This window comes from Helicobacter cinaedi CCUG 18818 = ATCC BAA-847 (genome assembly GCF_000155475.1).
In the GTDB taxonomy this organism is placed as follows: Bacteria; Campylobacterota; Campylobacteria; order Campylobacterales; family Helicobacteraceae; genus Helicobacter_C; species Helicobacter_C cinaedi.
On sequence record NZ_DS990393.1, the window covers coordinates 39005 to 50966 of the forward strand.

Here is an 11962-nt window from a genome sequence, read left to right on the forward strand (position 1 = left end):
TTACTCCTTTGCTAAAAGTGTATCACTTAGCCACACTTGCAACACATCAAGGCTAGGCGCCATAACTTGACTTGCCATCGCATCACGCAAATACCGCTCCAGCGGCAATAACTTACTATACGCTTTTCCACCGCCAAGTCGCATAGCCAACTCACAAATCTGCATAACAAGTTCAGTAGCATTAATCCTACTTGCAAAAATCTTGCACGCCGCGTTAGAATCCCCACAATCAAATGCCCTTGCTGCTTCTTTCACAAGGGCGATTTGACTTTGTGTCTTGGTATAAAGATTTGCAATGTGAATCCGCACTAATTCCTTATCCGCTAGTGAGCTACCATCAGTGTATTTTCTACTCTTACAATGATTTAACGCACATTCATACGCACTCTGCCCCACACCACTATACACAGCTCCAAGCCCCACGACAAAATACATCGCCACTAGCCCAGCGTGAGTTTCCCCCTCGCCATCTCTGCCTAGTAAATAACGCTTTGTCTCTAGTCTCACATTCTCATAACGCACGGGCTTTGAGACATTCCCACGCATACCAAGCCCATTCCACACGCCCTCTTCGTGGATAAGCCCTTGCAAACTATTTGGCGTAATCCAGTTATTTTTCCCACCACTCACTTCGCAGGAATTTGTATAAGTGAGATAGTAATCTGCCTTTTCAGCAGAAGTTACAAAGCTTTTTCGCCCATTTAGAATCCTATGCTCCCCATCAGTTTTTTCAGTAATATCAGGTGAGCCAAAATGTGTGCCAGAGCCACTTTCACTATACGCAAGGGCAAAAGTGATGTCCCCTTTAGCAATTTGTGGCAAAAACTCATCTTTTTGCTCCCTAGTGCCAAAAGCACAAAGCACCGCTGTGGCAACATTATGCATCATATAGCACAACGCACTTGAAGCATCAAAACGCGCAATGTTATAGCAAACCAAAGCGTGATTCTGGCAGTTACCACCACTTCCGCCAAACTCTTTTGGCACAAGCAATCCCGTGAATCCTTGCTTTTTTAGCTCACTATATGCTTCATCTGGGAATCTTGCCTCTTTGTCAATAGCATCTGTATAGGGGGCTACATATTTTCGCCCAAACTCCAAGCTTAAATTTTCAATATTTTCTAAATCTAACATTACACTTCCTTTACATAAAATTAGGCGTGTGAGCCTTGCTTAAATCAACAGCCAAATCCTCATCAATCCCACATTCAACAAGTCTTCTCGTGCGATTTCTCTCCATTTTTGACTTTAGCTCCATTACCTCATCAAAGCCTTGAGCTATACACTCTTGCCCTCCTCCTTTTAAAATCGCCATAGATTCAAGCAAGAGTGAAGATTCAGCACTTTGTGAATCTAGATAATTCTTTCGCTGAAACACAACATCTTTAAGTGCGGCGATTTTAGCAGGATTGTTAGCTAAAGTATGCTTGACATTCCCCATACCATAGCTTACGTGCCTTGCCTCATCTTTTCTAGCCAAAGAGAGTAGTTTCGCGCTTTGCCAATCGCCCAAATCTCTAAAGCCATCTTCTAAAAATTTGAGCAAATCAATAAAAGTCCCTTCCCCCATAATATGCAGTAAAAAGCTTGACTTGAAATAATCCTTTTCATTCCACAGGCTAAATAAACTCTGCTGGGTAGTGAGTGTGGAGTATTGCACCCCAAGCCCTGTAACATTTGCTCGTTTTATAAAAGATTCAATATGCCGACTTTCATCGCCTATAATGCTAGAAAGCAGCAAAGGCACAGCGGTAAAAAATGGGGAAATCTGCCCTAAAAAACGACTAGGAATATAAAGGGCTGAAAACTCATTTTCTGTAAGATAAGTCATAATCTGTGCGATAGCAAACTCAAGCTCCGGGCTAAATCTAGGCATTTCCTGCCACAAAATATCCCTTGAAGCATTCCATTGTGCGTTCTTAGAATCTTCATAGATTTGGGCTATATTGTTGCTCCAAATCTCATTATTATGCAAATATGTGAAGTGATATTCCGGGCTTGCTACTTCCACTTGCACACCATTTGGGGCTAATCCGTGCATTGCTGGGGCAGACGAGGTGGCATCAAACTTGTGAAATCTTGTGGGCGATTTTTTACGCATAAGATACAAAAAATTGCCCTTAGATTCTAAATCTTTACTTATTTTTTGCTTACAAATGAACTCTTCACCCTTAAAGCGACACCACATTATGATGTCTCTCTCAAGATTGTCAAAATCGCTTATAAGCTCAATCTCCGCTCCCTTTAGTGAAAGCAAAAAGGCATTTTCAAGACGCATAAAAAAGAATGCACCAAGTGGCAACGCACCCATAAACACGCAGGATTTTTGCATATACAAACTTTTGGATTAGGCTCTACAAGACTGAAGACTTGTTTTCTTTCTCACGGAAAGCTAAGGGGGGAATACTATTTAATTTTGGCTTAAATATTTTTAAAATTGCTTCATTTTAAATAGCTTGGTTACCACTCACTTTATCTTAATAATATTCTCAAACATTCTTTCCCACAAACTCCACAATATCCTCTATCACTTCCTGCTTATTTGTCTCATTTAGAATCTCGTGTCTCGCACCCTCATAGAGTTTAAGCCTGACATCAAAGCCCCAAAGCCTATATTGATTTGCAATTTTTTCTACCCCAATGCCAAAATTCCCGCAACTATCCTTATTCCCACTGGTAATAAGCAAAGGCAGATTCTGCCCCATATTAGCCTGATTTGCATTAGCTTTATTCACCCACGCCATACCCTTAAATAGCCCGATAAAACTCTCCAAACTAAAGACAAACTGACACGCCTTGTCAGCCTTATACGCTTCCACCACAGCCCTATCACGACACAGCCACGCAAAGCCACCCTTTGTATTATCCTCTCCTACATTATGCAAAAACGGCTTATTAAATCCGCCAAAAGACAGGGCATTTATCCATTTTTTGCCTTGAATCTCTAATCCACACATCTGCAAGATTCTAGCCAAACCCGCCCCCAAAGACGCAAAAGGATTATACGCAGGAGAGCCAGAAAGGATAAGGGCATTTAACTCGTGGTGGTGCATTTTCACATAGCCCCTTGCAAGAAGCGAACCCATAGAATGCCCCAACAGCACATATTTTTGTGGCTTAAAATGCTCTTTAGCTAAAAGTGTAAGCTGATGCATATCCATAATGGCTTTGACAAACCCACTAGATTCTATATGTTTTGAATCTAGCCCATTCATCTCGCCCCAAGGGTGAAGTGTATCAATACTTTTGCCGTGTCCGCGATGATCATTGATTACAACAATAAACCCACACTCGGCTAAATATGAGCCAACCCACTCATAGCGGTCTTTATGCTCTACCATTCCGTGTGCGATTTGAATAAGCGTAGCATTTGGCACTTCTGGTATATACACATCATAGAAAATCTCTAATCCGTCCTGCTTTGAGACAAAACTCTTATTTTTATACATCTGCATTGCAATTTCCTTTCAATCCTTTAATGTATTCTTTGCTTTTTAAGCCAAGATTGTAACTGCTTCTCATCGCCATTAAACGCATTTAAATCAATATGTTTCTCCCCACCTGAATAGCCCTTCAATACACCTTGTGGGTCATACTGCCAAAAGCTCCACGATTGAATATACACATTAAACAATCTCGCCCACACAGAATCTGGTGCAAAAAACACAGAGCGAATCCACAGCGGATTCTCCATATATGCCTTAGCATATCGCTCACGCAAATACATATCATAAAAGCTTGGCGTTGTATAGATAATAGGCTTTATTTTATAATGCTTCTCTAACGCCACAAGTAGCCTATCAAGCTCAGCATAGACTTTTTGGGGGGACGGAGGGTTTTTTGCCTTTGGGCCATAAAACTCTATATCCACAACCGGTGGCAACGCCTTAGAATCTCTTATATTTGGGACATTGTCAATAAAATTTTGAGCCTGTGTAAGCCCCGAACTATCAAAGCTAAAAAAATGATATGCCCCCACATATAGCCCCTGCTTTCTAGATTCCGCAAAATTATACGCAAAGCGTTTATCCACCCAAGTGCTACCCTCTGTGGCTTTGATAAAAGCAAATGAAATATTTTGAGATTTGAGAATCTGCCAATCAATCTTGCCCTGATGTGCGGACACATCAACGCCCTTCATAGGATAGCTCTTATCACTTGGCATATTAAACCACACAAGCCCATTATGTTGCAGGATAAAAAACACAAGGGCTAAAGCCATCACCACAAGCAAACGCGTAGCGTATTTGCCAATGTGAAAAATCCTAGCAAATACGCCTTTTAATCTCATACTAATCCCGCAATCTCGCATCATATTTTTCAAGCAAAAAGCTCGGCTGATAGGAGAGTTTAGCTTTTCTTAACCCCTCAATGCCTAAATCCTCCTCTCTATTAGCATATAAAGAACTAGCAAATTTATGTTTTAAAAGTGCTTGATTAATGGCTTGATATGCCCCGCTAAAAGCGATATTTGCCTTTTCAATATGTATAAGTGCCATTTTAGAATCTAGCATTTCTCCAAAGCTAAACGCGATAATCTCCCCTTCATTTCGTAAAAGCCCCCCACTTAAGCCCAAAATCTCAAAGTTTGCCAAAGCGTCATTAATGCCTAGATTCTCATAATATAACCCCCTGTCATTTTCGCCCTGCTTTGAATCACCTTGCTTTGCTTCCATACTCGCCTTGAACCACTGATTATTTATCCTTAGCACCTCTTCTATATTTTCTACCCCCAAAGATTCAAAGCACACATTAGGATATTGCAGATAGAAGCGATTGAGATGATTCTTTTTCTTATGAAACTTCCTGCCACTTAGCTCTATAAGCTCTTGTGTATTGTAAATATACTCAAACCTATCGCGTCTTTGGGCAAATTCAAAGTGTTTAGGAAAATCTCTCTGTAAGGATTCCACCTCATCTTTTTGCAGGGAGTGAAACTCTAAAGCCACTCCCAAACTCGCATAATGCTCTATCAGTGCGGTGATTATAGGCTTTTTATCCCCCTGCCCTAGTGGATAAAATACAAATGGCGTTTGCGTGGGATATTGCGTTTGGATAATAAGCTGATTTTTAAAAATACAAAATGAAATCTCGCGTGAATGTCGCCACATAAACATATTTGTAAAGTTTGTGTCTGAAAGCCACCGCCCACCTTGCTTTGTGAAAGGCTCTAGCAATGCTTTATGACTTAAATCAAGCTTTGTATATTTCATAGTATATCCCATAAAATCTGCCCCTTATCGTATATCAGCAAAAATATAACTTCCAAGCCATTTTATCTCTTCACCCCTTTTAGCAAAGAGCCTTTGCAGTGCTTCATCTTCATAATGCCCTTGACAATCAATAAAAAAGCCCATTTTAAAATCCCCATTCTCACGCACAGGACGAGAATCTATCTTTGTAAGATTAATGCCCTCTTTCTCAAAATCCCCAAGCAGTCTAAACAAATCCCCCACTTCATCTTTACGCCTAAGATTCACAAACAATGAAGTCTTATCATTCCCACTTGGTGCGTTGCTAAAATCACTCACAATCACAAAACGCGTTTTATTATGCTGTGTATCCTCAATATGCTCAAACATTAAAGGCAGATTGTAGAGCTTACCAGCGATTTTTGAGCCAATGGCGGCACTATAAGGCGTGGTAGAAGCTAACTGCACCGCCCTTGCTGTGGAATCTGTGGGGATTTGCTCAATATGGTGTAAATTATGTGCGTTAAGGAACTTTTGACATTGCCCAAAAGCAATATCTTTTGAAAAAATCTTTTGAATCTCATTTAGATGCTCACAATTACTCAAAAAACTATGATGAATAGGCAAAATCACTTCAGCAATAATCTTAAATTCATACTTTGCTAACAAGTCAATGCTCTCGCCAACCATACCATTGGTGTTATTTTCAAGCGGTATGACGCCATATTTCACGCGTTTATGTGAAAGGGCTTCAAATACGGCACTGATGGTGTTTAGCGGTATATACTCGCTCATCGCACCAAATCGCTCTTCAGCCGCTTGATGTGTATAGCTCCCAATGGGACCCAAAAAGCCGACCTTTTCAGGCAACTCAAGGTTACGCGAAATGGCAAAAATCTCTTGGTAAATCGCCTCAATGGCACGAATATCAAGGTATTTGCTTTTTGCTTTTGCTAATCGCTCTATAATCTCTCGCTCTCGTTCCGGGCGGTAGATTGCCCCACCTTGCTTATGTTTTAACGCTCCCACTTCCGCTACAAGTGCCATACGCTTTTGTAAAAGCTCAAAAATCCCATCATCAATGGCATCAATCTGCCCTCTTAGCTCAAGTAAAGACTTTGCCATTTTATTCCCCCCTTATTTATGAATCCACGCTTTGTGAATCTGCTGAATCTATGCTTTGTAAGTCCATAGTTTGTGAATCGTGTAGGAGCTTTTCTTCATCGCTGATAAGAGATTCAAAGCACTCACGATTTTTAATAAGCCTAGCCCTGCCATTTTCTATCACCACTTCAGCCGGACGCAAACGCGTATTGTAATTACTTGCCATACTATATCCATACGCCCCCACATTTTCAATCTTTAGCAAATCGCCGTGTGTGAGCTTTGGCAAGGCAATATTTTTAGCCAGATAATCCCCACTCTCGCAAATGGGACCCACCACATCGCACATATCACAAAGGCTAGATTCTACACTTCGCTCCCCTATATGCTCCGCATTTTGAATCTTCTCTACATACTCAATCTTATGCGTGGCGTGATAGAGTGTAGGACGCATAAGATCATTCATCGCCGCATCAGTGATTACAAAGCGTTTTTCACCATTATGCTTTTCATACAAAACGCGTGTCAGCAGCACGCCACTCTCCCCTACTAAGAATCTGCCCGGCTCACAAATAATTGTCAAATCAAGCCCATATAATGCCTCTAAAATCGCTTGGGCGTAGTCGTAGGGATTAATAAGATTTTCTTCTTCATAGCGTATGCCAATGCCCCCACCCACATCAAAAAACTTTAAGTCAATTTTCAAGGCAATCAAGCTATGAGCAAGTTGTGCGACTTTATGGGCGGCTTCTTTGATAGGCTCAATATCCGTAAGCTGTGAGCCGATATGAAAATGAATCCCAACCGGCTCAATATGCGGTGAGTTTTTAGCAAAAATATACATTGCCTTAGCTTGTTGTATATCCACACCAAATTTATTCTCGCTCAAACCTGTGGAGATGTAAGGGTGCGTTTTAGCATCAATGTTTGGATTCACACGGATTGAGATTCTAGCCACTTTATTGAGAGATTTTGCAATGGATTCTATGCGTCCTAGCTCCCCTTCACTCTCCACATTTAAAAATAAAATATCACTTTGCAGTGCTTCTTGTATCTCATTATCTTGCTTCCCCACACCGCTAAAAATAATCTTATATTTTAGAATCCCAGCCCTTAACGCCCTCCTTACTTCCCCGATAGACACGCAATCCGCTCCACTGCCTAGTGTGCCTAGATGATGAATGATAGAAAGGTTAGAATTTGCCTTTAGGGCATAGCAGATGAGCGATTTTCTCGCCCTAAAGGCTTCTTTTAAACGCAAAAAGGCTGAAGAAATTTTTTGTAAATCATATACATAGAGCGGGGTTTTATAAGTCTCTGCAAGAGTGTGGTAATCTATATCTTTCATTTATGCTCCATTATTTTCTTCAAAATTAAAATATTGTGTTTTTAGCTTCCAAGGCGAGAATTTTAACCACATTAGCATAATATTATGTTAAAATCACGCTCAACTTCTTTATATTCAAGGATATATATGTCATTGTCCCCTGATAGTGTTTTTATACTTGTGAGTGTATTTTGTGTGGCTTTATTTGTGCTACTTGTGGCGTTGTGGCTCTTTGGTCCTGCACCCAAAAAGCCCGAATACCAATCTAATGAAGAAGAACACAAAGTAACCATAGAAGAAATTATGAAAATTCTAGATAGTCCAAAAAGCAATATACTCAAGCTCACCAAAGCAGTGGATATGTTTTTTGAGCATTATGATGAGCTTGACTTAAGTGATTATCGTAAAAAAAGCTTTCTTTTTGCTATTACCGTTCATAAAAATACTTCAACGGAGCTGATTATCCATACAGAAGAGCGTTTGAGGGAGCTAAACCCCGATTTAGAGCGAGAGCTCAATAAAACACTTAATCGTGCCCTTGATGCGAGAGATATTTAGATTGACTTAGCGTTATCATTAAAGGACTTGTATGCAATATCTACTTAGAATCTCATTTTTGTTTGTGCTATTGTGTGGCTATGCTAAGACATTGGAATTTTCTGTGAAAGATTTTAGCCCTTATGAGATTCTTTTTATTCAAGATTCTTATCTTAAGACACAAGACACAACTCCCCAAAGTCTTTGCAAAAATGGTATCCAAGAAGCGTGCGATAGGGCAAATTGGCATTATGCACCATTGTATTACATTTGGGGTAAAGACGCAGAGAAGCTAAAGATTCAGCAAGAGCAGTGGGGAAACCGAGCAAGAGAGCTTTACACACAATATACGAAGCTTTGTGATAATACTGATATTTTTGGCTTAGATCACTTCAAAAATCCCACTAAGCACCCTTTAAAATTGCTTATCAAATCAAGTTACCAACTTTTCTTATCCATAAAAAGCCTTGTGTATTACCATAGCCCATTATCCCAAGCAGAGCAGAAACGCAAAGAGCATTGCACTCGCCTTTCACATAGCATTTATGAAGTGGAATCTTACAATTTTCGCAGGAAAGAATATTTTCGCCCCCCATCTGTTGATAATGCCCTACTTGCTTCCTGCCTTAAGTATGATAATCTCATTTCCTGCATACAGACAAATCACCCTTTAGGCTCATTGTATGGTGCGTTTCTAGCAAAGCACGATAAAAACTTAGCAGATTCTACTTTTGCTAACTCCACGCTTGATATAAGCCTATTGTTCCAAGCTATTTTTTCTAAATCCAAGCTTGAAAATGCGTATACGCAAACACTCCGTAGAAAAAGGCAATATAGAAGGTTATGTGATACATTAGAAAAACAAACGCAAATATCGCTTATACACAAGCACTACCCGTTAAGTCAGCCTATCACCTCACCTTATAATCTCCCCTTTCTCTGCATAGCTTACAGAGATGATGGGACGATATATGATAGAATTCTCCCATTTGCAAATGATGATAAATGGAGTGAAGAACAAGCAAAGCAAGTATGTCAAAAAATGCGTGAATCCACACAAATAAAGGGACATTTCATAACCCTAGAGGCTTTATATGATATTGAAAAGCTTAATGCAAACTTTACCCAACAAAAGCAAGAAACAATGGCCATCTTTTCTAAGCTTTGTGAGAAAAAAGATGAGCTTAACTCATCTTTTACCTATCCGTGCCAAAATCTAGAATCTGTGCATTACGCCACACCGCAGATGAATCTTTCCGCAGAAGGAGCTTGTCAAGGGGGCATACTCTTACGCCATAAGGCAGAATATGATAAAGAGCAAAAAGAGCTAGAAGCAAAGCGGCAGCAAGAATGTCAAAAAAGACAATGCTGCTGTGCGGATTAGAATCTAGCCGACACTTTTCACACGATCACAAAAACTCACAAGCCTTGCCATAGAATGAGAATCCAAAGCCCACGCACTATAAAATACAGAATCTAGCATAGATTCTGTGCTAGATTCAATCCACACATTAATGTGGCTTAATGCTTATGTTGCGTAGGCTGAATGTCCTTATTATCTGCAAGATTCTGCGATGAAACCTTTTCTAAAAAGCTTAGAAGCTTTACTGCGGCTTGCATATACGCCTTAGCACTTTTAGAATCTGGCTCAAAAAACGCAATAGGCTTTCCACTATCTCCACCCTCACGCACTTTAGGCTCTAGCGGGACTTGGGCAAGTGTGCTTGTGCCATACTGACTAGCTAAATCCTCACTTGTGCCTTTGCCAAAAATATCATATTCTTTCCCACAATCAGGGCAGATAAATCCACTCATATTCTCAATAAGCCCAGCAATAGGCACTTTAAGCTTATCAAACATATCAAGGCTTCTCGCACTATCATCAAGGCTGACTTTTTGCGGAGTAGTTACGATAACCCCCGCACTCACCGGCACACTTTGTGCGAGTGTAAGCTGTGCATCACCTGTGCCCGGTGGCATATCAATCACAAGCACATCAAGCTCACTCCACAGCACATCTGTTAGCATTTGCTCAATGGCTCGCATAATCATAGGACCACGCCAAATAAGGCTCTGCCCCTCATCATACAGCACACCCATACTCATCATTTCCACGCCAAAGGCTTTCAAAGGAATAAGCTTTTTTTGTGCTTCATTGACTTCTGCCTTTGTGGCATTAAGCCCTAACATTCGCGGAATATTTGGACCATAAATATCCGCATCAAGTAGCCCTACTCTTTTACCCTGCTGTGCTAGAGCGATAGCAAGATTCACACTGCTTGTGGATTTACCCACACCGCCTTTGCCTGAGCTTACCATTACAAAATGCTTGATATGTGGGGCTAGGTTTTTTGTCTTTGGCTGGGGCTTTGGAGCGGGTTTTGGGGGGTTAATCTCTAAGTTTAGATTCTGTCCTTGCAGTAGAGAATCTAGCTGTTTTTGCACCTCAATTTTCAGTGTATCAATGACTTCTTGTGCGCTTGAGGGAATATCTATGCGGATATATACACCCTCATCACTTACCTTCACTTCTTTAAGAAACCCAAAACTCACAATGTCTTTTGAAAAATTTGGATAAATCACATTTTTTAGATTCTGCGTGATTTGTTCTTGTGTTAGCATATTCAATCCTTTATAGTTGTCTATCCTACGATACAAGGGCGTATGAATCCCTATACCATAGGCGGTGGATTATACAAATAAAATTTAACTTCTCATTAAACAATTTTTCTTAAAAAATAGGCAAAAGATTATTGAATCTACGCTAGAATCCAACCCAACTTACCTTTAAAGATTCTCAAGGATTTTTCCACAATGCTTCTTGCGATTTATAGTGTATGTGTCTTTATTTTTATCGGCTACATAGCAAAGCTTTTGCGACTTGTAGGGAATAAGCAGAGTGGAATTCTGCTTGGATTTTTACTCAACTTCGCACTTCCTGCACAGATTTTTAATGGCACATATCACGCTACTTTGGATATGGACTTTTTTGTTGTGTGTATTGTGAGCTTTATTTGCTCCATAAGCGGTGGGTTAGCACTTTTTAGCATTGGCAAGATTCTCAAACTAGATAGAAACTCTCTTATTGCATTAAGCTTTATGGGGGCATTTGGTAATACGCTCTTTTTGGGGCTGCCTATTGTCAATGGGGCGTTAGGTGAATCTTATGCAAACAAAGTCATTATTTATGATCAAATTGTTACGGGTATTCCCATTGCATTTTTTGCCCCTTTTATCTTAAGTCTTAATGGAAAAGGTGGCTTTGGGTTTAAGGCGGTGGCTTCAAGGCTCTTTCAAAGTCCGCTTTTTCTTGCTCTGCTGTTTGGATTAGCTCTTAAAACCCTACCCTTGCAGATTCCTGATGAGCTGTTTTTGCCCCTTAAAAGTCTAGCTCAAACGGCTACGCCTGTGGCACTTTTTGCCATTGGAGTGCAGATGAGTTTTAAAGCTATCAAGCAGGAGTGGAAGCTCACTGCCCTTTTGCTTTTTGGCAAAATGTGTATCGCTCCGCTTTTGCTTTTTATCGTGGTCATTGTAGGTTTTGGTGGGTTTAATGACTTGTGGCGTATGGCACTGATTGAAGTGGCAATGCCCCCTGTGGTGAGTGCTGGAGCGATTGTCATTAAGGCTGGGCTAAATGCTAAACTTGCAGTGAGTGCTATTGCGTTTGGAATCTTGCTTAGCTTTATCAGTGTGCCTTTATGGCTATTTTTTGCGTAATCTTATAAAGATTCAATGCTTAAGCATTTAGTGTTTCAAGCTACAATGTATAGAAAATTTTGATAGCAAATCTAGGGGGGAG

General features: G+C 40.4%; 12 protein-coding genes. 3 read left to right on the forward strand and 9 right to left on the reverse strand.

What is annotated here, in order from left to right:
- From HCCG_RS08125 to lysA, 7 genes are all read right to left on the reverse strand, one after another.
- On the reverse strand, positions 1–1134 hold the full coding sequence (locus tag HCCG_RS08125; RefSeq protein WP_002957012.1) for an acyl-CoA dehydrogenase family protein: 1134 nt from the start codon (positions 1132–1134) through the stop codon (positions 1–3).
- A 10-nt stretch (positions 1135–1144) separates the two neighbouring features.
- Complete coding sequence (locus HCCG_RS08130) at positions 1145–2332, reverse strand: ribonucleotide reductasen (RefSeq protein WP_014666443.1); 1188 nt, start codon at positions 2330–2332, stop codon at positions 1145–1147.
- 157 nt (positions 2333–2489) lie between these two features.
- The gene (locus HCCG_RS08135; protein WP_014666442.1) at positions 2490–3455 is read right to left on the reverse strand and encodes an alpha/beta fold hydrolase; all 966 of its coding nucleotides are present in this window, start codon (positions 3453–3455) and stop codon (positions 2490–2492) included.
- Between the two features lie 20 nt (positions 3456–3475).
- Positions 3476–4291, reverse strand: coding sequence for a glycoside hydrolase family 25 protein (locus HCCG_RS08140; RefSeq protein ID WP_014666441.1), 816 nt, complete (start codon positions 4289–4291; stop codon positions 3476–3478).
- A gap of 1 nt (position 4292) precedes the next feature.
- A complete protein-coding gene (locus tag HCCG_RS08145; RefSeq protein WP_015453300.1) occupies positions 4293–5225 on the reverse strand; it encodes a DUF2156 domain-containing protein in 933 nt (310 codons plus the stop codon).
- 12 nt (positions 5226–5237) lie between these two features.
- Positions 5238–6317, reverse strand: a complete 1080-nt coding sequence (gene pheA / locus HCCG_RS08150) for a chorismate mutase (RefSeq protein ID WP_002957017.1) — start codon at positions 6315–6317, stop codon at positions 5238–5240.
- 16 nt (positions 6318–6333) lie between these two features.
- Entirely contained in the window at positions 6334–7644 is a 1311-nt protein-coding gene (gene lysA, locus HCCG_RS08155; protein ID WP_002957018.1) for a diaminopimelate decarboxylase, read from the reverse strand.
- A gap of 126 nt (positions 7645–7770) precedes the next feature.
- Between lysA and HCCG_RS08160 the strand changes: the two genes are divergently transcribed.
- On the forward strand, positions 7771–8181 hold the full coding sequence (locus HCCG_RS08160; protein WP_014666439.1) for a hypothetical protein: 411 nt from the start codon (positions 7771–7773) through the stop codon (positions 8179–8181).
- Positions 8182–8212: 31 nt separating this feature from the next.
- Complete coding sequence (locus HCCG_RS08165; RefSeq protein WP_002957020.1) at positions 8213–9544, forward strand: hypothetical protein; 1332 nt, start codon at positions 8213–8215, stop codon at positions 9542–9544.
- A gap of 3 nt (positions 9545–9547) precedes the next feature.
- Here HCCG_RS08165 and HCCG_RS12850 read toward each other — a convergent pair whose 3' ends face one another.
- Both HCCG_RS12850 and HCCG_RS08170 read right to left on the reverse strand, forming a co-directional pair.
- Positions 9548–9670 carry a hypothetical protein gene (locus tag HCCG_RS12850; RefSeq protein ID WP_002957021.1) on the reverse strand — a complete coding sequence of 41 codons (123 nt, stop codon included), beginning with the start codon at positions 9668–9670 and terminating at the stop codon, positions 9548–9550.
- An 11-nt stretch (positions 9671–9681) separates the two neighbouring features.
- A complete protein-coding gene (locus HCCG_RS08170; RefSeq protein WP_014666437.1) occupies positions 9682–10782 on the reverse strand; it encodes an Mrp/NBP35 family ATP-binding protein in 1101 nt (366 codons plus the stop codon).
- Between the two features lie 192 nt (positions 10783–10974).
- Here HCCG_RS08170 and HCCG_RS08175 point away from each other — a divergent pair, with 192 nt between their 5' ends.
- Positions 10975–11880, forward strand: coding sequence for an AEC family transporter (locus HCCG_RS08175; RefSeq protein ID WP_002957023.1), 906 nt, complete (start codon positions 10975–10977; stop codon positions 11878–11880).
- Positions 11881–11962: the final 82 nt, after the last annotated feature.

Coding starts and splice junctions, on each gene's coding strand:
- HCCG_RS08125 (WP_002957012.1), bottom strand. CDS start 1,134: ATGTTAGATTTAGAAAATATTGAAAATTTAAGCTTGGAGTTTGGGCGA.
- HCCG_RS08130 (WP_014666443.1), bottom strand. CDS start 2,332: ATGCAAAAATCCTGCGTGTTTATGGGTGCGTTGCCACTTGGTGCATTC.
- HCCG_RS08135 (WP_014666442.1), bottom strand. CDS start 3,455: ATGCAGATGTATAAAAATAAGAGTTTTGTCTCAAAGCAGGACGGATTA.
- HCCG_RS08140 (WP_014666441.1), bottom strand. CDS start 4,291: ATGAGATTAAAAGGCGTATTTGCTAGGATTTTTCACATTGGCAAATAC.
- HCCG_RS08145 (WP_015453300.1), bottom strand. CDS start 5,225: ATGGGATATACTATGAAATATACAAAGCTTGATTTAAGTCATAAAGCA.
- pheA (WP_002957017.1), bottom strand. CDS start 6,317: ATGGCAAAGTCTTTACTTGAGCTAAGAGGGCAGATTGATGCCATTGAT.
- lysA (WP_002957018.1), bottom strand. CDS start 7,644: ATGAAAGATATAGATTACCACACTCTTGCAGAGACTTATAAAACCCCG.
- HCCG_RS08160 (WP_014666439.1), top strand. CDS start 7,771: ATGTCATTGTCCCCTGATAGTGTTTTTATACTTGTGAGTGTATTTTGT.
- HCCG_RS08165 (WP_002957020.1), top strand. CDS start 8,213: ATGCAATATCTACTTAGAATCTCATTTTTGTTTGTGCTATTGTGTGGC.
- HCCG_RS08170 (WP_014666437.1), bottom strand. CDS start 10,782: ATGCTAACACAAGAACAAATCACGCAGAATCTAAAAAATGTGATTTAT.
- HCCG_RS08175 (WP_002957023.1), top strand. CDS start 10,975: ATGCTTCTTGCGATTTATAGTGTATGTGTCTTTATTTTTATCGGCTAC.